25 protein-coding genes are annotated in these 25,810 nt (G+C 64.5%); 17 read left to right on the top strand and 8 right to left on the bottom strand.

Annotated features, from left to right (window positions below; translation table 11 throughout):
• Positions 1–6 precede the first annotated feature (6 nt).
• Positions 7–690, top strand: a complete 684-nt coding sequence (locus AC1DOM_RS09165; RefSeq protein ID WP_498962442.1) for a YoaK family protein — start codon at positions 7–9, stop codon at positions 688–690.
• Between the two features lie 59 nt (positions 691–749).
• On the opposite strand, the gene AC1DOM_RS09170 is transcribed toward AC1DOM_RS09165, so the two are convergent.
• Entirely contained in the window at positions 750–1,487 is a 738-nt protein-coding gene (locus tag AC1DOM_RS09170) for an alpha/beta fold hydrolase (RefSeq protein ID WP_498962444.1), read from the bottom strand.
• 185 nt (positions 1,488–1,672) lie between these two features.
• Here AC1DOM_RS09170 and AC1DOM_RS09175 point away from each other — a divergent pair, with 185 nt between their 5' ends.
• Entirely contained in the window at positions 1,673–2,083 is a 411-nt protein-coding gene (locus AC1DOM_RS09175) for a nuclear transport factor 2-like protein (protein ID WP_498962446.1), read from the top strand.
• On the opposite strand, the gene AC1DOM_RS09180 is transcribed toward AC1DOM_RS09175, so the two are convergent.
• Positions 2,065–3,747 carry a PAS domain-containing sensor histidine kinase gene (locus AC1DOM_RS09180; protein ID WP_498962448.1) on the bottom strand — a complete coding sequence of 561 codons (1,683 nt, stop codon included), beginning with the start codon at positions 3,745–3,747 and terminating at the stop codon, positions 2,065–2,067. The two genes, AC1DOM_RS09175 and AC1DOM_RS09180, sit on opposite strands and share 19 nt — an antisense overlap.
• A gap of 112 nt (positions 3,748–3,859) precedes the next feature.
• Between AC1DOM_RS09180 and AC1DOM_RS09185 the strand changes: the two genes are divergently transcribed.
• From AC1DOM_RS09185 to AC1DOM_RS09205, 5 genes are all read left to right on the top strand, one after another.
• On the top strand, positions 3,860–4,051 hold the full coding sequence (locus AC1DOM_RS09185) for a hypothetical protein (protein WP_498962450.1): 192 nt from the start codon (positions 3,860–3,862) through the stop codon (positions 4,049–4,051).
• A 125-nt stretch (positions 4,052–4,176) separates the two neighbouring features.
• A complete protein-coding gene (locus AC1DOM_RS09190; RefSeq protein WP_498962511.1) occupies positions 4,177–4,815 on the top strand; it encodes a response regulator transcription factor in 639 nt (212 codons plus the stop codon).
• Positions 4,816–4,851: 36 nt separating this feature from the next.
• On the top strand, positions 4,852–5,223 hold the full coding sequence (locus tag AC1DOM_RS09195; protein WP_498962452.1) for a response regulator transcription factor: 372 nt from the start codon (positions 4,852–4,854) through the stop codon (positions 5,221–5,223).
• A 25-nt stretch (positions 5,224–5,248) separates the two neighbouring features.
• Positions 5,249–7,090, top strand: a complete 1,842-nt coding sequence (locus AC1DOM_RS09200) for an amidohydrolase (protein WP_498962454.1) — start codon at positions 5,249–5,251, stop codon at positions 7,088–7,090.
• Positions 7,090–8,400 (top strand): tyrosinase family protein, encoded by a 1,311-nt coding sequence (locus AC1DOM_RS09205; RefSeq protein ID WP_498962456.1) that lies wholly within the window; start codon positions 7,090–7,092, stop codon positions 8,398–8,400. Before AC1DOM_RS09200 ends, AC1DOM_RS09205 begins: the two co-directional genes overlap by 1 nt.
• A gap of 26 nt (positions 8,401–8,426) precedes the next feature.
• Here AC1DOM_RS09205 and AC1DOM_RS09210 read toward each other — a convergent pair whose 3' ends face one another.
• Both AC1DOM_RS09210 and AC1DOM_RS09215 read right to left on the bottom strand, forming a co-directional pair.
• Positions 8,427–9,335, bottom strand: coding sequence for a LysR family transcriptional regulator (locus AC1DOM_RS09210; RefSeq protein ID WP_498962458.1), 909 nt, complete (start codon positions 9,333–9,335; stop codon positions 8,427–8,429).
• Between the two features lie 204 nt (positions 9,336–9,539).
• On the bottom strand, positions 9,540–10,277 hold the full coding sequence (locus tag AC1DOM_RS09215) for an MgtC/SapB family protein (protein WP_498962460.1): 738 nt from the start codon (positions 10,275–10,277) through the stop codon (positions 9,540–9,542).
• 127 nt (positions 10,278–10,404) lie between these two features.
• Here AC1DOM_RS09215 and AC1DOM_RS09220 point away from each other — a divergent pair, with 127 nt between their 5' ends.
• The gene (locus AC1DOM_RS09220; RefSeq protein ID WP_498962462.1) at positions 10,405–11,256 is read left to right on the top strand and encodes an alpha/beta fold hydrolase; all 852 of its coding nucleotides are present in this window, start codon (positions 10,405–10,407) and stop codon (positions 11,254–11,256) included.
• 62 nt (positions 11,257–11,318) lie between these two features.
• On the opposite strand, the gene AC1DOM_RS09225 is transcribed toward AC1DOM_RS09220, so the two are convergent.
• A complete protein-coding gene (locus AC1DOM_RS09225) occupies positions 11,319–13,169 on the bottom strand; it encodes a S8 family peptidase (RefSeq protein WP_498962464.1) in 1,851 nt (616 codons plus the stop codon).
• Positions 13,170–13,186: 17 nt separating this feature from the next.
• On the bottom strand, positions 13,187–15,352 hold the full coding sequence (locus AC1DOM_RS09230) for a YadA-like family protein (protein WP_498962466.1): 2,166 nt from the start codon (positions 15,350–15,352) through the stop codon (positions 13,187–13,189).
• Positions 15,353–15,525: 173 nt separating this feature from the next.
• On the opposite strand from AC1DOM_RS09230, the gene AC1DOM_RS09235 reads away from it, so the two are divergent.
• Positions 15,526–16,923, top strand: coding sequence for a sensor histidine kinase (locus AC1DOM_RS09235; protein WP_498962468.1), 1,398 nt, complete (start codon positions 15,526–15,528; stop codon positions 16,921–16,923).
• Here AC1DOM_RS09235 and AC1DOM_RS09240 read toward each other — a convergent pair.
• The gene (locus AC1DOM_RS09240) at positions 16,908–17,609 is read right to left on the bottom strand and encodes a response regulator transcription factor (RefSeq protein WP_498962469.1); all 702 of its coding nucleotides are present in this window, start codon (positions 17,607–17,609) and stop codon (positions 16,908–16,910) included. The genes AC1DOM_RS09235 and AC1DOM_RS09240 overlap by 16 nt on opposite strands.
• A 126-nt stretch (positions 17,610–17,735) precedes the next feature.
• On the opposite strand from AC1DOM_RS09240, the gene AC1DOM_RS09245 reads away from it, so the two are divergent.
• The 7 genes from AC1DOM_RS09245 (at position 17,736) to AC1DOM_RS09275 (ending at position 23,688) form a co-directional block, all read left to right on the top strand.
• A complete protein-coding gene (locus tag AC1DOM_RS09245) occupies positions 17,736–18,905 on the top strand; it encodes an acyltransferase family protein (protein ID WP_498962470.1) in 1,170 nt (389 codons plus the stop codon).
• A 199-nt stretch (positions 18,906–19,104) separates the two neighbouring features.
• Positions 19,105–20,343: a tyrosine-type recombinase/integrase gene (locus tag AC1DOM_RS09250; RefSeq protein WP_498962471.1), complete on the top strand. Its 1,239-nt coding sequence runs from the start codon at positions 19,105–19,107 to the stop codon at positions 20,341–20,343.
• Positions 20,344–20,378: 35 nt separating this feature from the next.
• Complete coding sequence (locus tag AC1DOM_RS09255) at positions 20,379–20,894, top strand: hypothetical protein (protein WP_498962472.1); 516 nt, start codon at positions 20,379–20,381, stop codon at positions 20,892–20,894.
• Positions 20,895–20,993: 99 nt separating this feature from the next.
• Positions 20,994–21,218, top strand: a complete 225-nt coding sequence (locus AC1DOM_RS09260; protein WP_498962473.1) for a helix-turn-helix transcriptional regulator — start codon at positions 20,994–20,996, stop codon at positions 21,216–21,218.
• A gap of 19 nt (positions 21,219–21,237) precedes the next feature.
• Complete coding sequence (locus tag AC1DOM_RS09265; protein ID WP_498962475.1) at positions 21,238–21,729, top strand: helix-turn-helix domain-containing protein; 492 nt, start codon at positions 21,238–21,240, stop codon at positions 21,727–21,729.
• Positions 21,722–22,840, top strand: a complete 1,119-nt coding sequence (locus tag AC1DOM_RS09270) for a tyrosine-type recombinase/integrase (RefSeq protein ID WP_498962477.1) — start codon at positions 21,722–21,724, stop codon at positions 22,838–22,840. The genes AC1DOM_RS09265 and AC1DOM_RS09270 overlap by 8 nt, the downstream gene beginning before the upstream one ends.
• Before the next feature lie 578 nt (positions 22,841–23,418).
• Positions 23,419–23,688, top strand: a complete 270-nt coding sequence (locus AC1DOM_RS09275; protein ID WP_498962479.1) for a hypothetical protein — start codon at positions 23,419–23,421, stop codon at positions 23,686–23,688.
• Between the two features lie 10 nt (positions 23,689–23,698).
• Here the strand turns inward: AC1DOM_RS09275 and AC1DOM_RS09280 are convergent, their stop codons facing one another.
• On the bottom strand, positions 23,699–24,280 hold the full coding sequence (locus AC1DOM_RS09280; protein ID WP_498962481.1) for a hypothetical protein: 582 nt from the start codon (positions 24,278–24,280) through the stop codon (positions 23,699–23,701).
• Positions 24,281–24,470: 190 nt separating this feature from the next.
• Here AC1DOM_RS09280 and AC1DOM_RS09285 point away from each other — a divergent pair, with 190 nt between their 5' ends.
• Positions 24,471–25,313, top strand: coding sequence for a hypothetical protein (locus tag AC1DOM_RS09285; protein WP_498962483.1), 843 nt, complete (start codon positions 24,471–24,473; stop codon positions 25,311–25,313).
• The last annotated feature ends 497 nt before the right edge of the window (positions 25,314–25,810 follow it).

The following is a 25,810-nucleotide window of genomic DNA, read 5'->3' on the forward strand; positions in this document are numbered from 1 at the left end:
TGCGGCGTGAAGATCACGATTCCAGCGTTGCTCACCTTCAACGGCGGCTACGTCGATGCCGCCGGCTTCCTCGCGATGCAGGGGCTGTTCACCGCGCACGTCACCGGCAACTTCGTGACCATCGGGGCCAGCCTGGTGCAAGGCACTTCCGGTATCGTCGCCAAGCTGCTCGCGCTGCCGGTGTTCTGCGTGGTCGTCTTGCTGGTGCGCTATGCGAGCCAGCGCAAGGCGAACCCGGGCGCCAACACGACGCGCACCTTGTTGGCGATCAAAGTGTTCCTCCTGTTCGTCGCAGCGGTGCTTGCCTGTTGGTGGGGGCCGTTTCCACTGGGCGACCACCTGCCTTCGATCGTGACCGGCATGGTGCTCGTCGCGGCGATGGCGATCCAGAACGTCATCCATCGCGTGTATTTCCCGAAAGCACCGCCAACGACGCTGATGACCGGCAGCACCACGCAGGTCATGATCGATGTGGCCGACCTGTGGCGCGGCGGCCTGTCGCCGGAGGCGCGCGCTGCGATCAAGGCGCGCAGCGCCACCATGGCGACGAGCGTCTGCATTTTCGCCGTCGGTTGCGCGCTCGCCGCGCTGGCTTACGCGGCGTTCGGGGTGCGTGCGTTCGTGGTGCCGCCCGTGATCGCGGCCCTCACCCTGCTGCCGCGATTCCATCCCACGCCCGCGGCGGATTGAAAAACGCCCGACAGGGTGGCTTGGCCTCCCTGTCGGGCGCGGGACATGCGACGCGATCGTCAATCGGACAATTGCGCGGCTTTCTCGATCAATGCAGCCACCTCGCGCGGGTGCGAGATGAAGACCGCATGGCTGGCCTTGAGCTCGATGGTTTCCGAACGCGCCCGACGGCTCATGAAGCGCTCCAGTTGCGGATTGATCTCGCGATCCTGCGTGGCCACGACGGCATAGCTCGGCTTGGCCTGCCACGCGGGCGACTGCGCGACGGCAGCGAAGGAAGCGCCGGCGATCGGGACCTGCGAGATCGCCGAGAAATGCACGAGGCGCTCCGGCAGATCCTGCGCGACATCCTGGTGGAACAGTTCGGGCTTCACTTGCAGGAAGCCGCCGCCCACCGGAACGACGCTGGTTGCGGCCGGCGGCGCCTTGGCCTGCAACGCGCCTGCGCTTTCGCCGGCGATCGGTTGGAACGCGGCGACGTACACCAGGCTGCGCGCGGCGGGATGATTGCCCGCTTCGGAAATGACCATGCCACCCCAGCTGTGGCCGACGAGCACCGACGGCCCCGCGCGGTCCAGCACCAGGCGCGTTGCCGCGACGTCGGCATCGAGCGACGTCAACGGCTCCTGCACGACATTCACCGAATAGCCGTCGCGTTCGAGGATGTCGGCAACCGACTTCCAGCCCGAGCCGTCGACGAACGCGCCGTGGACGAGGACAACGCTTTTGACGGCGGCGAATGCCGATGTCGTCATCAGCATGCCCGCCGCCGCAAGGACAAGGGGAAACTTTTTCATGAGTACGCCTCTGTTGTGGAGAACGTGGCCAGCGCCACCGGCATACGGTGGATGTCGGTCGCCGGCCATTCCATCGGACGAAGGTTTGGCGCGCTCATCCTTTTGGGACATCAGACTTTGGTGCAATTGAGGGGCGCTGCGACGGCCGACATCCTTTCCGTCCCTGCGAACAAGAAGGAACCACCATGCATCCGTTGCGCAAACTCCGGGAATCGGGCAAATCCACGCCCGCCCAGGTGCGTGAACTGCTTGCCGAAAACGTCGTGTTCAACAGCCCGATCCTGGCAAGGTCGATCGATGGGCGCGATGCCATCGCGGAGATCTTTGCCCAGTCGAGTTCGACGCGCGGTTCGGGTGCCTACACGGCCGAATTCAAGCTCGATGCGCGCACCACCTTCCTGCGCTGGGAAGGGACCATGGATGGGCACAAGTTCGAGAGCCTGGAGGTGATCGTCGACGACGCGCAGGGCTTGATCGTGGAGCGTACGATCGCCCTGCGGCCGTATCCGGCGTTGAAGTTGTTCCGCGATGCCATGTATGCATCGCTCAAGGACAAGTTGCCGCCCGACGTGTGGGACTATCCGGCGTCGGAGTGAGTTTCGCCGCGCGTCGGCAAGGTCACGCGGAAACGCGCGCCACCCTCGGGATTGTCCAGCGCTTCGATCCGCCCGCCATGCGCTTCCACGATCGACCGGCAGATCCGCAGTCCCATGCCCATGCCGCCTTCGCGGGTCGAATAGAAACGCTCGAACAATCGCGGCACCTGGTCCGGTGGAATGCCGGGCCCGGAATCCTCGACGCATACGAATAGTTCGGCAGCGCCCGCACGCCCGGTGGCGATGCGCAGGCGACGACGATCCGCGGGAACCCCGCCCATCGCCTGCATGGCATTGACGACCAGGTTGAGGACGACCTGCTGCATCTGGATCCGATCGGCGTGGATGTCCTCCAGGCCATCGGCGAGCTCGAGGCGAACTGCGACGTCATGCGCCCGCAATTCCTGCTGCAGGAACGCCGCGACTTCCTCGACGACACTGTTGATTGCGATATCGGAAGCCTGCGACCCCTTGCGCGTCGACATCCCGCGCACCCGGTCGACGATGTCGGCCGCGCGGCGCGCATCGCCGACGATGCGCGTGAGCACGGCACGCAACTCCCCGACATTGGGTTGCGCACGATCCAGCCAACGCAAGCCCGCCTCCGTGCTCGTCGTGATGGCGGCCAGCGGCTGGTTGATCTCGTGGGCGATGGACGCCGTCAATTCGCCCAGCACCGACAAGCGCGTGGCATGCGACAGGTCGTTGCGCATCTCCTCGAGCGCGGCGCGTGCCGCGACTTGCTCGGTGAGGTCGATCAGGCCGACGAGCACGATGCCCTTCTCGCGCATCTCGGGCGTGGCGATGAAGAACATCAACGCGTCGACCTCGCTTCCGTCCATCGCACGCACGCGCGTTTCGCCCTGGAAGCCGGCCTGCCCCCGGAAACCGGCTGCGAAGCTGTCCCGGATCAAGCGTTCCTTGCCGGGGCTCCAAAAACGCGAGATCGGGCCGAGCAACTGCGCGGCATCCCTCGCGCGATACAACTGCACCGCGGCCTGGTTGGCTTCGACGATCCGCAAGCTTTCCATCGCCGCGCAGACGAAGTCGGGATGCGTCGCCAGATATGCGTCGATGTCGACGATACCCGCCTCGCGCAGCCGCTCGAACATCTCGCGCAGCGTGGACGACTCGATCCTGAGGAACGGGACCGCCATCCCATGGAACATGTTGCGGTACATGAACTGCGCATGCTCGAAGGCCGCGCGCGCACGATTGCGCTCCGTGAGATCCAGGAACCCGACCGTCACGAATCCGCCATCGTTGTTGGCCGGATCGAAATGCACCGCGACCTCCGCCTCGAACTCGGCGCCCTGCGCCGTGCGCAGCACGGTTTCGCGCAGGAAATTCGGCTCGCCGGTGACGGCCGCAACGACGCTTTCGGCGAATATCGGCGTCGACGCATCGGGCCAGAAGCGCTCCGGGGACCCCAGCAGATCCGCTTTTCGACCCGGGCTGAACAATTCGACGGCGCGTTCGTTTGCTGCGACTACGCGCGCAGCGCGCATCATTTGCCGGACCAGCTCCGGATGCGCCAGCAGGTGGCGCCGCAAATCGGCGACGCCGGACGCGCGCAGCGCAGCCACCATCGCGCCGACATCGGAGAAGTCGATCTCCAGGAACGCGGCAGCCGGGCTCTCGAAGAGATTGGCGTAACTGCGCACCGGATGAGTCGACCATACAAATGGATGGGTGGCGCGTCCGTTCGTCTGATGGTGCCGGCCGGGCGTGTCGATCACGCTGTACGCGTCGATCCAGCCCCCCCGGAGTGTTCCCATGAACGTCCACGCCCCCTCGATCGTCCTCGATCTGCGCGCACTGCGCGCCACTCGACGCACCACGCATCGCGCGAGCGACGACTACGCAACGAAGGTGATTCCGGCGCGCACGAGCACACCCGCGCGCATCGACATCGACTTCGTGGCCGGCGCGCCCGTCCTGCCTTACGGCAGGGTCCGGCTGCACTGAAGGAGGCGGCCATGGGTCGCGCATTCCACCGCGGCGCCTGGTCGACGGCGCGCGCAATTGCCAACCCGCCGGGCTCGGCGGAAGATGCCGACCAGCGACATCGCGCGACGCGGGATGGGCATGGGATGGACGCGCTGGTCCACATCATCGACGATGACGAATCGGTCAGGCAGGCGCTCGACAGCCTGTTCCGCTCGGTCGACATGCAAACGCGGCTGTATCGCTCGCCGCAGGAGTTCCTCGACGCGCCGCGACAGGAATGTCCGTCCTGCCTCGTGCTCGACGTGCGGTTGCAGGGCATCTCCGGGCTCGATTTCCAGGAACGCCTGGCGCAACAGCACATCCACGTGCCGGTGGTGCTCATCACCGGGCACGGCGACATTCCGATGTCCGTGCGCGGCATGAAGGCCGGCGCGGTCGACTTCCTGACCAAGCCCTTCCGCGACCAGGACATGCTCGATGCGGTGGGCACCGCGATCGAGCGGGATCGCGCACGTCGCGACGAAGAACGCGAAGCCAATGCCATCCGCAAACGCTTCGCAACGCTGAGTCCACGCGAACGCCAGGTCATGGCGTTGGTCACCGCAGGCAAGATGAACAAGCAAGTCGCCGGTCTTCTCAACCTGAGCGAGATCACCGTCAAGATCCATCGCGGCCAGGCGATGCGCAAGATGGAGGCGCGCACGCTCGCCGACCTGGTGCGCATGGCGAGCGATCTGCAGCTCACGCCCGCATCCGTGTTGCCGGATAACCCGCACGTATAATGTTCATTCGCGATGCGTCGCTGCATTGTTCGCATCGTGAATACCGAACAGACAAGCAAGCGCATCTGCGTCATCGACGACGACGATTCGATGCGCTCGGCGACCACCGGCCTGCTCCGCGCGGCGGGATACGCCACTGCAGCGTTCGACTCCGCCGAAGCCTTCCTGGATGCGGGCGAGGCGCACCGTTTCGCATGCGTCGTCGCCGATATCCAGATGCCGGGCATGGACGGGATCGCGCTTGCCGAACGACTCGGCCTGCCGCCATCGGTGCCCGTGATCCTGATGACGGCGAAGACCGAACCCGACGTACTCGAACGCGCCGCGGCAAGCCGCGCGGCCTTCGTGCTGCGCAAACCGTTTCCCGCGCAGCGGCTGCTCACCTGCCTGCAGCGCGTGCTGGCCTGACCCTTCGACCGACAGCGAGGCTCCGATGAACGCACTCCTCCAACGCAACCAGGCACGCGGCGCCGTCCGCACCGGCGCGATCGCCCTGCTCCTGCTTGCCGCCGGCGCCACGCATGCGAGCGAGGTCGCCGACCTGATCATCTACAACGCGAAGGTCACGACCCAGGTGGCCGGTGGCGCGACTGTCTCCGCCGTCGCCGTCAAGGGCGAAACGATCCTCGATGTGGGCGACGACAAGACGATCCTCGCGTTGCGAGATGCGCACACGCAAGTCGTCGACGCCAAGGGGCGCCGCCTGATCCCGGGCCTCGACGATTCGCACCTGCATCCCACGCGCGAAGCGCGCTACTACGCCGCGGAGCTGCGTTGGGATGGCGTGCCCACGCTCAAGCAGGCGCTCGAGATGGTGCGCAAGGCCGCAGCGACGACGCCCGAAGGCAAGTGGGTGCGCGTGATTGGTGGTTGGTCGCCGTATCAGTTCGCGGAGAAGCGCATGCCCACGCCGCAGGAGTTGACCGACGCGGCGCCGAATACGCCCGTGTTCGTGTTGCATCTCTACAGCTCGGGCATCTACAACAAGAAAGGCATGGAAGTCGCCGGCCTCACGGCGGATACGCAAGCGCCCGAAGGCGGCACGATCGAAAAGGACGCGAAGGGCCAACCGACCGGACGCATCCTCGCCACGCCGCGGCCCACGATCCTCTACCAGGCAGTGGGCCACCTCGGCGAACTCACGCCGGAAGAACAGGCCTCGTCAGCGCGCCACTTCTATCGCGAACTCAACCGCTTCGGCCTGACCTCCGCGATCGATGCCGGCGGCGGTGGCCACGCGTATCCGGCCAACTATTCGGCGAGCGTCGACATGGCGCGCGCCGAAGGGCTGCCACTGCGCATTTCCTACTATCTCTTCGCACAGAAACCCGGGCAGGAGCTCAAGGACTACCAGAGCTGGATCGAAAGCGAACGCCCCGGCACGAACACCGACACACACCATACCGATGGCTTCGAACTCGAAGGCGCGGGCGAAAACCTGGTGTGGTCGGCGGGCGACTTCGAGAACTTCCGCGCCGACCGCCCCGACCTCGATGCCAATCCGAAGTGGCGCGAAGAACTCACCGCTGTCGTGCGCACCCTGGTCGCCAAGCGTTGGCCGATCCGCATCCACGCGACTTACGACGAAACCATCGATCGCATCCTGTCGGTGTTCGAAGCGGTCGACCGCGAAGAGAAGGCGGCGGGCCGCCCCGGATTCACCGGCCTGCGCTGGGCGATCGACCACGTCGAAACCATCCAGCCCGCGCAGATCGCACGCATCAAGGCACTCGGCGGCGGCGTGATGATCCAGGACCGCATGGCCTTCGCGGGCGAAGACTTCATCGCGCGCTATGGCGAGCAAGCCGCTTCGCATGCGCCGCCCATCAACGCGCTGCTGACCGCGGGCATTCCGGTCGGCGCCGGCACCGATGGCACGCGCGTGGCGAGCTACAACCCCTGGCCGTCGCTGTACTGGCTGGTGTCGGGCAAGAGCGTCGGCGGCACGCAGTTGCTGTCGAAGGACAATCGCCTCGACCGCGCGAAGGCATTGGAGTTGTACACCGTCGGCAGCGCGTGGTTCAGCGGCGAAGACAAGGTCAAGGGTCGCCTGGCGCCCGGCCAGTACGCCGACATGGCGTTGCTGAGCGAAGACTTTTTCACCGTCCCCGAAACGCGCATCCCGCGCATCGAATCGGTGCTCACGATCACCGCGGGACATCCGGTCTACGCCGCCGGGCCCTATCGCAACCTCGTTCCGCAACTTCCTCCGATCCTGCCGGCGTGGTCGCCCGTGCGGACGTTCGGTGGCTACTACAACCCGGAGACGAAGTGATGCGCAGCGATGGCATCGATTCCTTCCGCCGGAGACTGGTGCTCGGCGCGGCGTCGGCGATTCCCGCCATGGCGCTGGGAACGCTGGCGGGCACGCAATGGGCATCGGCGACCCCGCGCCCGGCCGGCATTCCCGTGCGACGCGACATCGGCGCACTCTCCCCCGACGATCCTTACGTGCAGTTGTTCCGCGATGGCGTCGGCCTCCTGCGCCAGCGCAGCGAACGCGATCCGCTCGATCCCACCGGGTGGCATGCGTTGGCCATCCAGCACGCGCTGTACTGCTCGTCGGTGACGCCGGCGCTGCAGATCCACTGGGGCTGGGACTTCCTCACCTGGCACCGCGCCTTCAGCTGGTCGGTCGAACGCGTTCTGCGCGATGCGCTCAGGGAACCGCAGTTCGCCCTGCCCTATTGGGATGCGACGCGGCATCGCAGGATCCCCGCCGCGTATTGGGGCAAGGACAACGCCCTCGACGATCCGACGCGCCTGATGGGGCCGGAGGATGTGATCCCCGACGATTTCCTCGACGTCTCGGGCGCGTTGTCGCTGGAATCGTTCTTCGCCTTCGGTGGTTATCCCTACGACAACGCCAGCGGCGACATGATCGAGGGGAACCTCGAACAGAGCTTCCACAACAACGTGCACAACTGGATCGGCGGCAACATGGGCATGTTCGCCACCGCCGGATTCGACACGCTGTTCACCGCGCACCACAACAACGTCGACCGCATCTGGGAAATGTGGCGCAAGACGCACGGCGCCGCAGCCGAACCGCAGGACTATGCGTGGCGTGGGCGGCGATACAGCATCGTCGACGAGAAGGGACGGCGCGAACTCGTCGCCGTCGGCGACCTGATCGACACGCAGAAGCTGGGCTACGTCTACGAAGGCATGAGCGTGCAGCCGCGCCAGCGTCCGGATCCCGTGCTGACCGAGGGCGCGGGCGTGACGCTCGCGGTGTCCGGCGGCTTCAACGATGCGGGCCGCGCGCCACGCATCCTGCGTTTCGAACGTTCGAACGTCCCGATCCAACCCTTGTGCTGCCGCGTCTTCCTGCGCGATCGCGATCATCCGAACGAATCCGCCTATGTCGGCACCTTCACCATCCTGCCCGTGCAGCGCGGTGGCGCCCATGGACTGGACCGCAACGTGGTGATGCAGCTTGCGTTGCCCGAAGCGACCCGCAACCAGTTCGCCAATGTCGCCAACGTGGAAGCGGTGCTGGTCGGCGTGCCGCTCAAGGGGCGTGTCATTCCGGATGCGCCGATCCCGCTGGGCAAGGCGGTTTTCGCCAGCGACGTCGCGTAGGCGCACGCATGCAATCGCCAGGACGCCTACAACACATCCAGTGCGATCCGCTCGACCAGGAAGTCCACGAACGCGCGGACCTTCGGCGATTGCACGCGCCCGCGCGGAAACACGACATTCAAATCGAAGTCCGGCCCGCTCCATTCGGGCAACACCCTGCGCAAGGTTCCGCCGCTGGCGTAGCGCTTGACCATGATGTCGCCGGCCAGCATGAGCCCTTCGTCGGCGAGCATGGCCACGCGCAGCGCCGAGGGATCGTTGGCGACGAGGATCGGGTCGATCGGGAACTCGCCATGGGCTTTGCCGCTACGCAACGCCCACGCATGGCCCGCACCGCGTCGCTTCGCCATCGCCAGGGTGGCGTGGTCGCGCAGCGCATCGGGATGCGCAGGTTCGCCGTGGCGATCGACGTAGCCCTGGCTCGCATAGACATGCGTGTGGAGCACGGCCAGCTTCCGCGCCGAAAGCGTGGAGTCCGGCAACGTGCCCGCGCGCACCGCGACGTCGATTTCCTGGTCGATGAGGTCGAGCGGATCGCTGTTGAAGGCATCCAGCAGCAATTCAACGCGCATCTCCGGATGCCGCTTCCGCAGGTCCGCGAGCAGTGGCGCGATCCATTCGTTGCCGATTTCGTAGGGCGCGGTGACGCGAAGCCAACCGCGCGCCCCACCCTGCAACTGCCCGACCGCGCTTTCGGCATCGTCGAGGTCGCGCGCGATGCGTTGGCTGAGTTCGAAATACACCTTGCCGGCTTCGGTGAGGCCGAGCTTGCGCGTCGTGCGATGCAACAGTTGCGCGCCCAGTCGCGCCTCGAGCGCATGCACGCTGCGGCTGACGTTGGTCTTGGGGAGCCGCAACGCCCGCGAGGCCGCGGTGAAACTGCCGAGTTCGACGACCTTGACGAACAGCAGCGTGTCGTTGAGATCGCGAGCCATGCGTGGCTCCCAGGGCCGCCTAAGCGAAGATTGGCCCGCGGAAGGAACAATTATTCCCCGATCTGGCGGCTAATCAAGCACGGACCGAAACGATAACGTTTGCCCGACCCAAGAAGGAAACCAATCCATGGTGAGCGCCGCGCTGTTCCTTGTCCTCATTCGTTATCTCGGCCGCCGCATCGACGATGCCAGCGGGCACGGTGGCTAGTGCCGAACCGGGGTGATGCTGAAGCTCTGGATGTCCGGATCTTTCGAGAGTTCCTCGGCGATGTGCGCCGGCGACACGGCGCGCGAACGCTCGAGCGCCACCACGCCGAATCGCCAGACCGCCTGCTTGTCGCTGAAGGAAATGGTCAGGCTTTCCCTGAGCACGCGATAGCCGCGGGCTTCGCCGGTCTTGACGACTTCCCCGAGTTTGGGCTCGAACGCGGCGCAGAACTTGATCGTGACATCCAGCGACGCCCGCCCCGGTAGCCGCATCTCGATCTTCTGCAGGAACGACATGGACGCAGCGCATAGCAGCGCCAGCAACAGCGCCGCGGCGTAGAAACCGGTGCCGAGCAGGATGCCGACGGCGGACACCGCCCAGATCGAAGCGGCGGTCGTCAGGCCGCGGATGCTCAGGCCATCTTTCACGATGACGCCGGCGCAGAGAAAACCGATGCCGGTGACGATGCCCTGCACGACGCGCGTGGGATCGGCGACGGCGTGCGCGTTGGAAGCGCCGTACCAGAACGGCGCGAACCCGACGATGACGGTGAGCGCCGTCGAGGCCATGCACACCAATCCGTAGGTGCGCATTCCGGCCGCGCGACCCTGGTAGGAACGCTCGTAACCGACGAGCATCCCGAGGAGCAACGCGCCCAACAGGTTCAACCCGATGAACGCATTCACCGCCAACAGCTCCATTCCCCAGTAGTGGTGCAACGTTTGGGAATACATCGGCGTTCTCCGCACGAACGGGGCCCGTATGCCGCTGCTTACGCGAAAAGCCCTGCGCCGGTCAGCACCCGGTCGGGTTGTATCGGGGCCTGCGACCGCTCATTAGCCTGAAGCCGAGGAGGACCGAATGAACACGACTGCCCGCGCGAACGACGCGCCCAATCGTTTCCTCGAACACAACGGCCGCACGCTCGCCTATCGCGTCATCGGAAGCGGCCGCCCGATCCTGATGTGCACGCGCTTCCGGGGCAACATCGACCAATGGGATCCCGCATTCCTCGATGCGCTCGCCGCCCAGGGGATGCAGGCAATCACCTTCGACTTCAGCGGCCTGGGGCTTTCGACCGGTGAAGCGAGTTACGACCCGATGCGCCTGGCGACCGATGCCGTCGATCTCGCCCGCGGGCTCGACTTGCACGACGCGATCCTGTGCGGCTGGTCGATCGGTGGCATCGCGGCGCAGATCGCATTGACCATGCTCACCGATCGCGTCACGCATTGCGTGCTGATCGGTACGACGCCGCCCGGACCGCTCGTCAAATTGCCGGAACAACTGTTCTTCGACACCGCGAAGAAGCCGGTCAATTCCTTCGAGGACCTGGTGATCCTGTTCTTCGAACCGCTGTCGGCCCGCGGGCGCGAGGCGGCACGGCGCTCGATCGAACGCATTTCCGCGCGCACGGAAGGACGCAGCCCCGAGGTTCCCGCCCAATTCGCCGCCGACAACATCGGCGCCGGGCCGCGCAGCCCGATGTTCCCGGCCGACGCCATCCTGGAATTCCTGAAACACACGCAAGTTCCGATCCTGCACGTCGGAGGCGATCACGACATCATCTTCCCCGTCGAGAACTGGTACGCGCTCAACGGCCTGTTGCCCACCTTGCAATTGCTGACCTATCCGCGCGCAGGCCACGGTCCGCAGCACGAACATCCCGAGGCGACGGCCGAGCACATCGGGAGCTTCGTGCGGCACACCTGAAAACAAAAAAAGGGCCGTGCATCCTGCACGGCCCAAGTAACGCGACTGCAGGGGTACAACGTTCAGTACGTCGCCAGCACCGCCACTCCCGAGGTGGGCTGTTCTCCCTGCACGCGCAAGAAATAGTCGCCGGCGGCCGGGCGCGGGAGGACGATCGCTTCGGCGGTGCCCAGGTGTGCGGAGCGCCATCCGTACGTGGTCGTCGTCGGCACCACGGTGCGCGACAGATACAGCGAGACATCGCCGCTGCCGCCATACGTCCGCACGTTGAGTTGCGCCGCGCCGACGGGAACAGTGATGCGATACAGACGGCCTTCGCCGTTACCGACGGCCTGCGCCGTGATCGGTGCGCGAGATGCGAGCGGAATGGCGAGATCGGGTTCGGTGACACCGGCGGCGGCCACCGCGACGATGGCCGGCAAGTCGAGGATGCCTGCGCCGATCGGCGTCGCTGCAGAAGGCTGCACGCCGAAGGGCTTGGCTTTCGCGCGCAATACCGAGCGCACCAGGTCCGGCGTAAGCGCCGGATGTCCGGCGGCGACCGAAGCGCTCTGCATCAGCGCGACGGCGCCGGCCACGTGCGGACTCGCCATCGACGTGCCGATGTGCGCCAGCACGACATCGCCTGCGGGGCTGGCCACGGGCGCCGTGCGACTGCTGTTGCCGAGCGACCAGATCCACGCGTCGTCAGGTGCATCGCCCGTGCTCGCGTTGCCGCCGGGTGCGGCAAGCGCCACGGTCGCGCCGTAGTTGGAATACCACGCACGCGCACCATCCACGCCCGTGGCACCCACGGTGATGACGTTGCGACAACTGGCCGGCGAGAAGTGCGCCGCGTCCATGTTGGAATTGCCGGCCGCCACGACCACCGTCGTGCCCCGCGACACCGCGCCGTCGATCGCGTCCTGCATCGCCGGATCTTCGGCGCACGTGCCGTAGCCACCGAGGCTGAGATTGATGACCTCGGCGGGCGTCGGATTGCGCGGCACGCCCGGCACGTCGCCGCCGGAGGCCCACGTCACGCCGTCGATGATGTCCGACGTCAGCCCGCCGCAGTGACCGAGCACGCGCACCGGCTGCACTTTCGCGCCGTAGGCCACGCCCGCGACGCCGCGCGCGTTGTTCGTCACCGCCGCGACCGTGCCGGCGACGTGCGTGCCGTGCCAGGAGCTGTCGGAAACCTCACCGCCACAGAACGTCTCCTGGCCGGTGAGGAAATCGCCGGGATCGTGCGCATCGGCGTCGCGCCCGTTGCCGTCGCCCGCGACATCGGGATACGGCGTGCCGTCTTCGGTTTGCCCATACCAGCTGATGAAGTCGTAGCCGGGCACGAGATTCGCGGCGAGATCGGAGTGATCGACGAAGCCGGTGTCGATGACGGCGACCACGACGCCGCTGCCGGTCGTCGTATCCCACGCATGCGGCGCGCCGATACCGGACATCGGATTCGTGAAGTCCCACTGCAAGGTCGCGAAGTGCGTGTCGTTGGGCACCGTGTCCATGCGGTACTTCATCGTGTCCGCCTGCGCCCACGCGATGTTCGGGTCGCTGCGCAGTTGCGCGAGCAACGCGTCGCGTTCGGCGATCGACAGCGCACGCGAGCTGCGCACCAGCGTCGCGCCCTGCCCCAGTGTGCGGACGCGCCGGATCGAAAGCAGCGCAGCCGAGGATTGGCGGACGCCCGCGCGTTGTGCGGCACTCGCGACAAGCGTTTCCGGTGCCAGGGCCGTGCGCGACTTCACGATGAAGCGCGAGAACGACGTCGGCGTGCGGGTGATGTCGGGCGCGAAGCGCGCCGCGCTCGTCGGAACGCCGGCGCGCTGCTTGTTGGCGGACGAGACCTGGATGGCACCGGCGTGGAAGGCCGTGCCGCACAGGGCGACGCACAGGGTGGTGCGTGTGAGGAAGTTCATGCGTGCGTTCCTTGTGTTCACAGGTCGATGCCGAAGCCGACGCCGGCGGCGCTGTCGCCGTCGGAGAACGAGCCGCCCAGGCTGAAGGACGCGCGGCCGATGGATTTCGAATAGCCGATCGACAGCGCGGATTGGCCGTTCTGCAGGCCCGCGCCGACACCGAGGCGGCCACGCTCGCTGCGTGCGTTGGAAGCATTGATCGACATGCTCATCATCGCGGCGCTCATCGCACCCATGCGATCGATGCGCTGGTCCTGGCGATCCAGGCGGCGATCCATTTCGCGGCTGAGGTCGATGAACTGGTCGTTGAAGGCGGCCAGGCGCTGGTCGGTGTAGGCGTTGGCGCTGTTGAGCGTGCGTGTCGCGCTGGCGTCGGTGTACTGATGCGAGGAAGCCAGCGTCGCGGCGTCACCACGGTCCATCTGCGCCACGTTCGCGGCATCGCGACCGTCCACGCCGTCGGCGACGTTCTTCACCTGCGTGCCGCCGGTGCCACCGAGGGTGACGCTGCCGTGGCCCGCGTCGTCGTAGCCGATGCCCTCGCCGCTGCCCGGGGTCGTGGGATCGGTCGGACCGCCGGGATCCGTCGGATCGGTCGGCGGATGGTCGATGCCATCGACCGCCTGCTGCAGATTCGACAACTTTGCGTCCACGGCGGCGAACGCACTGCCCACGTCGCCGTAGCTGCCGCCCTGGATCGTGTACACGGGCGCTTGCATCATGCCGCCCGCGAACGACGCGCCGCCACCGAATATCGACGCGACCTGCCGCGCCTGCCCGACGTTGACCGCATCGTTGTCTTCGGTGCCCGCGGACACATTGATGATCTGGCGCGTGAAGCCCGCCACGGTCGAACCATCGCTTCGCATCCAACTCTGCGAGGCGCCGACGGAGACCGCGTTGTCGCGATCGGCGAGCGAGCCCGCGCCGAGCGCAACCGCGTTCTCGCTCAGCGTCAGGCTGTTGTAGCCCAACGCGATGCTGCCGAAACCGAAGGCTTGCGCCCCCTGGCCGAAGGCAATGGCGTAAATGGGCTGCTCGAGCCGTTGCGGACCGGGGCCTCCCGGGATGCCGGGTCCGCTCCCGCAATCGGGATCGTTGGGATCGCACGGCGGCGGCAAGGCTTGCAGAGGGCGATCGCCACCCGTCGTGGCGAGCTTGCCGATCGCGATGGAGCCGTCGCCCCAGGTGTGTGCCTGGTAGCCGACGGCGACCGAAGCGTACCCGTCGGAATACGCGGCGTTGCCGACGGCGAGGGAGAGATCGTCCCATGCGTGCGCGAACATGCCGAGCGCGGTGGATTGCTCGCCGTGCGCATACGATTGGGCACCGATGGCCGTCGAGAACATGGCCTCGGCCCTGCTGGCACCACCGATGGACGTGGAATAGAACGCGCGCGCCTCGGCCTGGCTGCCCATCGCCGTGCTGAGGTAGTCGCCTGCGATGGCGAAGTTGCCGACCGCGACGGACACCGTCGTGGCCTGCGCACGATGACCGATTGCGACGGCCACCGGATCGGTCGCCTGCGCGCCCGGCCCGATCGCGACCGATGCTTCGCCATCGGCTTGTGCGCCCGGGCCCAGCGCGGTCGACAACGCGCCGTCGGCGCGCGTCACGAACAAGGCATCGCCCTGCCCGATCGCCACCGTCAACGTGGCTTCCGTACCGATCGCGATCGCACCGGCGCCGTTGCTGCTCGCGTTGTAACCGAGCGCCAGCGACGCGAAGCCCGAGGCGTTCGATCCGTAGCCCATCGCGGTGCTGTAGTCGCCGAGCGCCGTCGTGCCGAAGCCGAATGCCGAAGCGCCCGATCCGATCGCGAGGGCGAAGGGCCCCACTGCGGTGCTGTCGTCGCCGAGCGCGGCGCTGCCGTAACCGAAGGCGGACGCATTGATGCCGCTCGCCACGCTCGATGCGCCGGCCGCGGTCGAATTCAGACCATCGGCGGCCGCGGCATCGCTGCCATCGCCCGCGCCATCGGCGTCGAAGTAATCCTGCGCGGCCGTGAGGGATTGCGCCTGGACTGCATCCGGCGCGCCCGCGAGCGACGTAGTTTTCTTGTCGACTTGCGTCGTATCAGGGGACGGATCGATCGCGAACGCGGGCGGCGCCGCAAGTGCGAGGGCGATGGCGATCGGAATGGCACGGCGTGCGACGATCCTGCGTGGTGCGATGCGGAGCATGTGCGGTGTTCCCCTGCGAAGCGTGAGTGATGTGTGTGTTCGTGCAATGCTTCCCTGCGACGCAAACCTCATTTTTCCAGCCGGGAAACACTACTTTTCAGTTCGATGACTTGTCACGCACGCCATCTCCGCAACATCTCACCTATTTCTCACCGTTCACCACGCACGCCTTCATGACGACCGAATCCGTTCGCGCGATGTTCCCGACCATGCCGTCGTTCGCAGCCCATGGCGTGCGCTGGCTCGCCGACGTTCCCATCGCCGATGCGATCGACCGGCGCAATGCGCCGACGATGCAGGTGCTGTTCGCGTTCATGGCGATCACGCTGCCCATCAGTTGGGCGATCCACTTCTCATCGATGCACCTCGTCCCGGGGATGCTGTTGCTCGCGGGAATGGATTTGCTCACGGTGATCACGGCGTTGGTCGGCATCCATTTGATACGGCGCGGTGCATTCCGCATCGCGGTGGTCGCATTCCTCGCCTCGCTGCTGCTGGCCTTGTTCGTCACGCATGCGCAGCTGGGGTATCAACGCGTCGCGGTCGACCAGACCGGGCAGATGTTGTCGCTCGCCATCGGCGGCCTGGTCCTCGGGAGGCGCGCGTTGTGGACGGTGTTCGGCGTGCTCATGCTGGTCTTCCTCGCCGGGTTCACGACGGACGCAGCGCTGCTGTCCGCTTCCGGCCAATCGCCGATCACGGCCTTCCACTTCGCGCCGTCGGCCGCCTTCAGTTACTTCGTGATCGTGCTCGTGCTGGATCGTTGCATCACGGCGCTGCGCGTCGCGCTGCGTGAATCGGAAGCGCACCGCCGCGCGTTGCAGCAGGAAATCGACGAGCGCGAACGCATGCAGGCGCGCCTGCTGCATGCGCAGAAGATGGAAACGATGGGGCGCCTGGCCGCCGGCGTCGCGCACGATTTCAACAACGTGCTCGGCGTCGTGATGGGCTACGCCGACGCGCGCCATCGCATCGACGACGTGGGCGACGATCCGCGGCAGATCGCGCGCGACATGGCCGATGCACTCGAAGGCGTGGACGCCGCCGCGCAGAAAGGCGTCGAGCTCGCCAGGCGCCTGCTGTGTTTCGGACGCCGCGATGACGAACGTTTGGTCATGCTCGATGCCGGACAATTGTTGGCCGACATGCAACCAATGTTGCGCCGCCTGCTGCCGCGCTCCATCGCGCTGACGCTCCACTCGCAGGCCGTCGATGCGCCCGTGCGCGTCGACCGCAGCCAGTTCGAACTCGTCGCGCTGGACATCGCGACCAACGCGCGCGATGCGATGCCCGAAGGCGGTGCGCTGCATGTGGTGGTCCGCGACGAAGGCGACCACGTCGAGATCGCATTCACCGACACCGGGCACGGCATGTCGGCCAACGATGTCGCGAACGCATTCGAACCGTTCTACAGCACGAAGCCCGCAGGCGCGGGCACGGGCCTGGGCCTGGCCACGGCGCGCAGCGTGGTGGAACGCGCGGGTGGCACCGTGGCGCTGGACAGTGCGACCGGCCGCGGCACCACGGTCCGCGTGCGCTTGCCGCGCGCATCGGATCAGCCGACGACGTAACCCTCGCCGTGCACGCAGATCAACGGGAACGTTTCGCCCGAGGTCTTCATCACTTTGCGGCGTAGCCGGTGGATCAGTGAATCAAGGCGATGCGGATCGAAGTCGTGCGCGTCGGGCGCGAGCTGCGCGATGATCGCCTCGCGCGTCATCATGCGGCCCTGCCGCGCCATCAACGGACGCAGCAGGCGGCGTTCGGTCTTGCTCAGCGCGATGCTCGCGTTGGTCGGGCTCACAAGGCACCAACCCTCCGAATCCAGGCGCCATGACGGCACGTGCGCGGCGATGCGCGATGGCTGGACGCGTCGCGCGACGCTGTGCAGGGTCGCCGCAAGCAGGCCCAGGTCGATGGGCTTGGACAGATAGGCATCCGCGCCTTCGGTGAGCCCGCGGATGCGGTCCTCGGTTTCGCCGCGCCCGGTCAGCATCACGATCCCCATCGCGGGCCAGCGCTCGCGCAGCGAACGCGCGAGCGTGAAGCCGTCCGCGTCGGGCAATCCGACATCGAGCACCACGATCTGCGGCGGCGCCTGAAGCAGGCTCGCGTTCAACTCGGCGGCGGTGCGCATGGGCACGAGCGCGAAGCCATAAGCACGCATGCGTGGCACGAGCACATCGTCGCGAAGCGTGTCGTCGTCCTCGACGACGGCGATCCGCAGATCGCCGTAGGCCATGTTGAACGCGGTCATGCAGTCCACGGGGGAGGCGGAACGGAGCGCGGATGGTAGCGCCGCTTGGGGTCGGAAGCTTGTCCGGAGCTGGCGCCGTGTCTCCCCTGGGCTAACATCCGCGGGGTTTCGCGAACGGATGGGCACATGCACAAGGATCTGGCAGCCGATGGGCTGAGGGGCGTCGCCGCCTTGTCGGTGTTGTTCGCGCATTTCATCCTGACCTTCATGCCCGCCGGACTGGCGCGCACCTTCGCATGGGTCGCCAGCGACACGGCGATCCACGGCCACCTGGAACGATTCCTCGCGATCCCCATCCTGTCGTCACTGTGGAATGGGCGCTTCGCCGTCTGCATTTTCTTCATCCTCAGCGGCTATGTGTTGACCATGGCCTTCCACCGGACGGGAAGGATCGAGGTCATTCGATCGCTGGCAGCCCGCCGCTACTTCCGCCTGGGGATTCCCATCTTCGCCAGCGTCATGTTCGCTTACCTGCTGTGCGTGCTCGGCGCTTTCGACACGGCGCGCGTCGCCGCGCTGACCGGCTCGTCGTGGCTTGTCAGCCAGTCGCCGCCGACGGATCCCTCCCTGCTCGATGCCATCAAGGACGGTGTGTACGGCGTCATCTTCAACGGCAGCACGCGCTTCAACGGCGTCTTTTGGACGATGCGGATCGAGTTCATCGGATCGATGTTGATTTTCGCGTATGCGCTCTTGTCGGGGCCGACGTCGCGAACGTGGATATTCCCGCTGATCTACGCAGCATGCGTGATCTTTTTCGCACCCAGGGAGTGGCCGTTCTACCTCGCCTTCCTGATCGGTAGCCATTTGAACGCGCCGATACCGAAAGCGCCGGCGTGGCTCACGTCCGTGGGCATCGTGCTGGCGATGTACCTGGCCGGCTTCGACGGATCGCCGTTGTATGCGCCGCTGCGCGTCCTGGTCCCGGACGACGCGCTCGCAGCGGCGCTATGGGGGACTCTCGGCGGAGCGATCGCAGTCCTGGCCGTGCGTGCTGGCGCATTCCGCGCGGTGCTGACCGGCAAGACCTCGCAGTTCCTGGGACGCATCTCGTATCCGCTTTACCTTTTGCATGCGCCGATCATCATGACGGTGGGTTGCGGGGTCTATCTGTCGATGTACGGGCATGGCCCGCGCGTGCTGTCCATCGGTGTTACGTTCGTGGCGAGCGTGGCGGCGATCGTGCTGGTCGCGGCGCTGTTCGAGCGATGGGTCGACCAGCCGGCCATCCGTTTCGGAAAGTGGCTGCTGGGTCGCGGCAGGCAGGACGCGATGGCGGCCGACCGGGCACCGTAGACGCCTGGCGGGGCGCATCGTGGGGTTGGCGGAGGGAGTGTCCGCCAAACCAAATTCCACTGAGATCCTACTACATCCGAATTACCCTTCAAAACGGCCTGTTTTTTAAGGGTCCATTCGTCGGATCATCCAACGTGAGCCATTGACTACCCGTAAGAGCCGGCGCCAAATGTAGGGAACCCCGTATGGCACGAACGGAATGGTCCGGGCCGTCAACAAGCTTTCGAATTTGCGTATTAGGGCCATCAAGACGCCAGGACGCTACGGCGACGGCGACGGGCTCTACCTCTATGTTTCCAAATCCGGCAACCGGTCGTGGGTGTTTCGGTACCGGGATCGGGTGACCGGAAAACTTCGCGACCGCGGGTTGGGGCCCGCGCGGGATGTGACGCTGGAAAAGGCGCGCGAGTCCGCCAAGGCTGCCCGAGGGGAGCTTCGTGCGGGCATTGACCCAATCGACGCAAGGAAAGCGGCACGCTTCGAAGCGCAACGCGAGCGCCTTCAGGCAATCACTTTCGGCCAGTGCACGAATCGGTATATCGAATCCCATCGCGCCGCCTGGCGAAGCGCGAAGCACGCCGACCAGTGGCGATCTACGCTGGACACTTACGCCGCGGCATTACTTCCACGCCCCGTTGCCGACGTCGACGACGCCCTCGTTTTGGAGGCTCTCGAGCCTATCTGGACGACCAAGACAGAAACTGCCACCCGCGTGCGGCAACGGATCGAAGCAGTGCTGGATTGGGCAACAGCTAGGCAGTACCGCCGTGGTGATAACCCCGCCCGGTGGCGTGGCCACTTGGATCACCTCCTCCCTAAGCCCAACAAGTTGAAAGCAGTGCAACCTCGCGCTGCCCTCCCCTATACCGACGCGCCTTCATTCTTCTTGCGGCTGCGAAGGGAGGGCGGCATGGCGTCGGTCGCCCTGCAATTGCAGGTCCTGACCGCAACCCGGCCGGGTGAGGTCGTCGGCGCGCAATGGAAGGAGTTCGATCTGGGGAAGCTGACCTGGACCATCCCAGGTGATCRGATGAAAGCAGGCAAGGCCCATCGGATTCCCCTGTCTCCGCAGACGGTCGAACTTTTGAACGGGATTCCTGATGACCGCCAGTACCTCTTCCCTGGCGCGCGCGGAGGGACGATGACCACGGCAGCGCCGTTAAAGGTCCTAAAATCGCTGCGCCCTGGACTAACAGCACATGGATTTCGATCGACGTTCCGCGACTGGGCTGCGGATATGACCGCATTTCCGAGAGAGGTTGCCGAACAGGCACTTGCCCACAGCCTTTCAGACAAAACCGAGGCTGCGTACCGGAGGACGGATCTGTTCGCCAAACGTGCGCTCCTAATGGCGGAGTGGGCTAGGTACTGTGTGTCGCGCAAAGCGACTGCCTCTAAAGCTCATCTGAAGCCGCGAGGCAAAAGACGAGCAAGCTAATGGGCCATTTTTTGCTGCTGCTTATCTGAGATGCCATGAACGAGTCCGCGCAACTACCTCCGGGACACAAGCCGTTCTATCCGTTGCAGGAGATTGCAACTCTCCTGGCCATTCGCATAGGCCGGCCAGACCAAAAAATGCGGACGTCGGTAGACAAGGTGCGAAAACGCCTCCTCTACGCAGTGGAAAAAGGTGACCTTCATGTAATGGCCGTCACCAATGAGCTCCAACTGTTTTATGCCGCGCAAGTGTTTGCGTGGGCGCGTCGAAAATGGCCCGATGCGTTCGGCGATGTGTCGATCATGCAAGCCGCGGATGCTTCGGACACTCTTAGGCTTTCGGATGCAGCCAAAACATGGGTGTATCCAGGCGACTTGGATGCTTGTCACACATTGCTTCGGAGCGCGTACGACGATATTGAATTGCTCAAGGAGGAGTTGTCATCTGCAGAGCGGGAGCTCGCGCGCCTTCGGCCATTAGCCGAGCGTTACGAGGAGAATCGCGACAAAAATCGTCATTCGGCCAAGATGCCTAGAAAAGGCGGCGCCTGACGCTGCGGTCGTTGTAGAGAAATTATTAGCGTTGCTAAGATTTTTTCTCTACCCACAATGGGGTAGCCATGTTCCCAAGCGCACCAAGGAGCGCGCGACATGGCCAACAAGACCCAACACATTCCACCCAAAATTTCGATCCTTCGCCGCCCCGACGTCGAAGCCCGGACCGGCCTTTCGCGCAGCACTATCTACCTCAAAGTTGCCCAAGGCTCCTTTCCGAGGCCTGTAAGTCTCGGTGCGCGTGCTGTGGGATGGGTCGCGTCTGAAGTCGAGGCTTGGCTCGAACAGCAAGTCGCCGCCAGCCGCGCGAACAGCGCCTGACCAGCAAGGTCACGACCGCGTGGGCACTCGCAACTACAACCACCGCCTGGTGAAGATTCACCGGACCTATGCCGTCGACGAGATGGCGGACTTGTTCGGTATCCACCGCAACACAGTCAGGCAATGGCTCATCCAAGGGCTAGAGACCATCGATCGCCGCCGCCCCTTGCTGGTCAGTGGAAGTGTCCTGGTGACCTTCCTCAAGGAACGCCGTGCAAGGAACAAGCGCCCCTCCGCTCCCGGTGAGATCTACTGCTTGCCCTGCCGCATGCCGAAGGTGCCCGCCGGCAATCAGGTCACCTATCAGAGTAAGACAGACGACCGCGGGAACTTAGTTGGCAGCTGTCCGGACTGTGGCGCCCGACTCTACCGTCGTTGCAGCTTGGCAAAACTCGAGGCGTCGATCGGCAATTTGCGCGTAACGCTTCCGCAAGCACTGGAACACATAAACGAGAGCTCTCACCCCTCCGTGAACTGTGACTTCAACCCGGAAGCTCTGGACCATGCCTAATTACAACGCCAATAACGAGCGCATCAAGCGCCGTTACTTCGCATTCCTCAAGGAGGCAAAGCGCCAGGCCGAACCCACAATCGACGGGGTCGCTATGGCCCTTGCTCGATTTGAGGCCTACACCAGCCACCGGGACTTCAAGGCGTTTCACGTCGAGCAGGCGATCGGGTTCAAGAAGTCGTTAGCCAGCCAGAACAGCAAGAAGTGCGAGGGGAAGCTGAGCAAAGCCACCTTGTATTCGACACTTGCGACGCTGAAGCGCTTCTTTCAATGGCTTGCGGGAGAGCCTGGCTATCGTTCAAAACTGACTTACTCAGACGCTGAGTATTTCAACCTGTCTGACAAGGACACGCGAATCGCCACAGCCCGCAGGCCCCGGCCGGTCCCAACACTTGAGCAGGTAAAACACGCTATCTCCACCATGCCTGCCATTACTGAAGTTCAACAGCGAAACCGCGCCGTCGTGGCCTTCACCCTCCTCACCGGTGCGAGAGACGGAGCGATCGCCTCCGCGAAGCTCAAGCATGTGGATCTAGCGTGCGGCAGCTTCTTTCAAGACGCACGAGATGTCCGGACCAAGTTCAGCAAGAGTTTCACGACTTTCTTCTTTCCGGTTGGAGATGATGTGAGGCAAATTGTGGCCGACTGGATCACGTACCTGCGGCGCGAACGAAAGTGGGGGAATGATGATCCACTCTTTCCGGCGACAAGGATGGGACTCGGACCTACCAGCCAATTTGAAGCGATTGGCTTGGCGTCCAGTCACTGGAGTAACGCAACTCCGGTTCGAAGCATATTCAAAAGCGCATTTGAAGCGGCCGGGCTGCCCTATTTCAATCCGCACAGCCTCCGAAATCTAATCGTGAGAATCGGACAAGGCCGATGCCGTACCCCGGAAGACTTCAAGGCCTGGAGCCAAAATCTGGGTCACGAGGGCGTGCTGACTACGTTCACCAGCTACGGATACGTCGACACCCGGCGACAGGGCGTCCTCGTCCAAGCTTTGACAGAAAATGCCAAGCCTGACTCGAGCGTTGAACTAGCAGAGGCCGTCGCCCGCCACCTCGTCGAACAGGGGATCTTTCCGCGAACTCCCGGTAGTTCGCGCTAGGTGTCGCAATGGTACTTCCTCTGGCTAGCCCACCGGTCCCGAGAGTGAAGCTCCCAAGGCCCTAGATCCCTTTCACATTTCGGTATAGCTCAACATCTCCTCGCCGAGGCCCGAAAAACAAGGACCTAGGTAGACTCCGCCGACCCCCATTTCGGTATAGGGCTATCGGCGTGAAGGAGCGGCTCAGGGAACTTGCGGAGGCCGCCAGTCGCGGCGGCGTTTCCGTCTGCGTTACTTCAGCTGCAGGGGCATCATCGACCCTCAACCAACAAGAGGTCGAAGAACTCCTCAGGCGCGCAGTGGGTGGACCACGGAAGCCGCTCACGCCCGCCCAAGAAGCTGTGGCCAAGGCACTGCGCGACGACTTGGAAGCGAGGACCACGGCATTCGGACTACTCCGATACGCTCACGAATATCGCTCAGCTGCCGTACTTGTTCGAACAGGCAGACGAGACGGCCATCATTCGCCACCTGCAGCGATGCTCTTAGGTCACTCGCTAGAACTCGCCCTTAAAGCGTTCCTGCGGTCGCGCGGTCACACGCTTTAGGACCTTCAAGAACTCGGCCACCATTTGGGAGTGATTCTTGATGAAGCCCAGCGACTGAAGCTGCATCGCCTCGTCAAGGTTTCCGACGAACTCGCGCAGGTGATACGCGACTACGGCGAAGCCCATGCAAGCGGCGATTTTCGCTACATCAGGAACGGAACAATCACCCTACCGAGTTGGGACATCACCGCAATCGTCGCCCTTCAACTCACCCAAAGCCTCCGCGAGCACTGTCTTCGTGCAACGTTCGGCCGAGCGAAAGCACACGAGATCATGGCCAACAGAGGCGATCGCTTCTAGGCCCATCGTCTTAGCGAGGGTCCTCTAGCAAGCCAAGATGTCGAGACAAACGATTGGCGACGTCGACCACCTTTTCGGCAGCTTTGGCGAGGTCTTGTGCAGCCGCCTTAAGCTGCGGAAGGACTAGAGGGTTCGGTCGAACTGGGTCATTGAACTGCTTGAAGACCTCGACGTTGGCGATGAACTGCGCGCGGTTAGTTCGCTCCCGCGCATACAACCAGTTAACGGCGTCGGCAACCTCTTGCGGCAATGACTTCACATGCTCCGCGCGGTGGCCGAAGTCGGTGAAACCGATGTGCGTCAATGACTCAAACCCCATCTGCGCGATTTTCGCGGGGTTACCGTCTAAGCGAAGCTGGGCGAGCGTGTCACCGAGGTTCCTCAGGCGCCTGGCGTAGTCCATTGCTTCAGTCCTCAGCCCAGATAGCATCGCGCGCGCTGCTATTGCGTCCCGCTGTTCCTGATCGCGCTTCAGGCGCCTTGAGATGACGTTGGCTTGGAATGCGACCCACGCGGCCGCGCCACCAACAACCCATGTTCCCACCGCGCCAATCGCGTCCCAGTCGATTGCAGACGTATCGCACCAGTCCATGTTCGCCCCTCGCCGTTTTGGTCACTATGGCAAGGACGAACCCCTCAAACCAGCGGTGGCCCGGCATGTCCCTCGAGGTTGGGCATGGGTGTGTGTAGGGTGGGGCATGGGGGGAGTGGGGAACGCTTGGTCCATCACCCCCCTTCGAAAAAATTTCTAGAAACGGGGCCGCCTGGACTGGGGAGAGTCAATGGCACGTCGAAACCTTGGAAACCGAAAAGACATACAGCCGGACGCGCTGCGGCAGCGTCGCGATCTCTATGCAATCGCAATCGGGTTGATGCTTTTCTACGCGGCTGGAGGCGGCTTCTCTCAGGACGCCAACGTCGGGTCCATGTTCGCAGTTCACCTAAAGCGCCCCGGGTTCATTCTCTGGGCGGCGTGGGCGGGCCTGATCTACTTCTGGTGGCGCTTCTGGCTTATTACGGAAGCGAGGCCAATGCGCGACTTCTTTGAAGATGTTGACTGGCAGGCGGGCGATACGGTGATGGTCAGGCGTATCACTCAGAAGTACGTCAGCAACGTTCACTCCATATCGGGGGAGGAAAACGCGAAGGAGATTGTTCTGCCCGGTCAGCATGTGCCTAAGATCGCGTGGAAGGGCCTGACGCTGAATCTTTCGCTGGCTCACCTGCGTCGGAGGCGTAGCGACGATTCACCCAAGTCTTACGGTCCCCATCAAGTTGAGTTGGAGTCGAAAGACCGTGCGGCGCTTTGGCGGGCTTGGCTGCTGTCGGTACCTCGGGGCGCATGGTTCGAGCGGAGCTTCACGGACTACACGCTGCCGCACCTGTTCGCGCTCGCAACGATGGGAGTAGCAACCTGGGCGTGTCTGCATGGGGAGCCTGAAACGACAAAGCCCCGGACAGCGCCCCAAGGCTCAGCCAAGGTCACCTCTGTTGTCCTGCCAGCAGTGCCAGCGAGTGTGTCGCGAAGTGTGCCATTGGCTCCTCCGGCTAGACCGTCCGAAACGGTGCCGAAGACCCCTAATGTCTCCCCTAAGATCGCGCCTAAATCAGCCGTAAAACACTGATTTATAAGGGTCTGAAGGGGGTGGTGCCGGAAGTGGGACTCGAACCTTGCGTATCAGATCCACTCAGTTAGCCGGGGAACTCGACGCACGCGACTCCCACCCGAGCGAGTCATTCCGAAATGACTCGGGGCGGAGGTAGCGACGGCCCAGGGCCTGCGGCGGATGTGCGCGTTCGCCTTTGGAACTGGTGCTGTAGCGGTGGACATACTCAGCGACGGAGCACTCCTCCGCCGATCGGGACGTAATTGCTAGAGAGAATGCCGCACCGGGCCCGCCCAGTTCGGTCCTTCCCTACGCTGTTCCCACCGCCGCTTGTGGCCAGGTCCGATGTCCGCTATTGGCCAGAAGAGGACACTCGCAACGCAAGCATCAAGCCGACCCGCGAAGAGGCTTCGGCTTGAATGCATTGTTGGACCGCTTTCGCTCGATGCTGAAAATGGCAATCCCCATGGAAAGGCCAGCGATGGGATACACGAGATCGAACAACGAAGCGGGAC

The organism is Lysobacter sp. P5_B12 (assembly GCF_056400425.1).

Bases quoted from the DNA above. Each gene is read 5' to 3' on its own strand.
- AC1DOM_RS09260 (WP_498962473.1), top strand. From the start codon at position 20,994: ATGGCCAACAAGACCCAACACATTCCACCCAAAATTTCGATCCTTCGC.
- AC1DOM_RS09210 (WP_498962458.1), bottom strand. From the start codon at position 9,335: ATGGCTCGCGATCTCAACGACACGCTGCTGTTCGTCAAGGTCGTCGAA.
- AC1DOM_RS09205 (WP_498962456.1), top strand. From the start codon at position 7,090: ATGCGCAGCGATGGCATCGATTCCTTCCGCCGGAGACTGGTGCTCGGC.
- AC1DOM_RS09175 (WP_498962446.1), top strand. From the start codon at position 1,673: ATGCATCCGTTGCGCAAACTCCGGGAATCGGGCAAATCCACGCCCGCC.
- AC1DOM_RS09185 (WP_498962450.1), top strand. From the start codon at position 3,860: ATGAACGTCCACGCCCCCTCGATCGTCCTCGATCTGCGCGCACTGCGC.
- AC1DOM_RS09215 (WP_498962460.1), bottom strand. From the start codon at position 10,277: ATGTATTCCCAAACGTTGCACCACTACTGGGGAATGGAGCTGTTGGCG.
- AC1DOM_RS09270 (WP_498962477.1), top strand. From the start codon at position 21,722: ATGCCTAATTACAACGCCAATAACGAGCGCATCAAGCGCCGTTACTTC.
- AC1DOM_RS09255 (WP_498962472.1), top strand. From the start codon at position 20,379: ATGAACGAGTCCGCGCAACTACCTCCGGGACACAAGCCGTTCTATCCG.
- AC1DOM_RS09285 (WP_498962483.1), top strand. From the start codon at position 24,471: ATGGCACGTCGAAACCTTGGAAACCGAAAAGACATACAGCCGGACGCG.
- AC1DOM_RS09190 (WP_498962511.1), top strand. From the start codon at position 4,177: ATGGACGCGCTGGTCCACATCATCGACGATGACGAATCGGTCAGGCAG.
- AC1DOM_RS09230 (WP_498962466.1), bottom strand. From the start codon at position 15,352: ATGCTCCGCATCGCACCACGCAGGATCGTCGCACGCCGTGCCATTCCG.
- AC1DOM_RS09200 (WP_498962454.1), top strand. From the start codon at position 5,249: ATGAACGCACTCCTCCAACGCAACCAGGCACGCGGCGCCGTCCGCACC.
- AC1DOM_RS09280 (WP_498962481.1), bottom strand. From the start codon at position 24,280: ATGGACTGGTGCGATACGTCTGCAATCGACTGGGACGCGATTGGCGCG.
- AC1DOM_RS09240 (WP_498962469.1), bottom strand. From the start codon at position 17,609: ATGACCGCGTTCAACATGGCCTACGGCGATCTGCGGATCGCCGTCGTC.
- AC1DOM_RS09245 (WP_498962470.1), top strand. From the start codon at position 17,736: ATGCACAAGGATCTGGCAGCCGATGGGCTGAGGGGCGTCGCCGCCTTG.
- AC1DOM_RS09170 (WP_498962444.1), bottom strand. From the start codon at position 1,487: ATGAAAAAGTTTCCCCTTGTCCTTGCGGCGGCGGGCATGCTGATGACG.
- AC1DOM_RS09235 (WP_498962468.1), top strand. From the start codon at position 15,526: ATGACGACCGAATCCGTTCGCGCGATGTTCCCGACCATGCCGTCGTTC.
- AC1DOM_RS09220 (WP_498962462.1), top strand. From the start codon at position 10,405: ATGAACACGACTGCCCGCGCGAACGACGCGCCCAATCGTTTCCTCGAA.
- AC1DOM_RS09225 (WP_498962464.1), bottom strand. From the start codon at position 13,169: ATGAACTTCCTCACACGCACCACCCTGTGCGTCGCCCTGTGCGGCACG.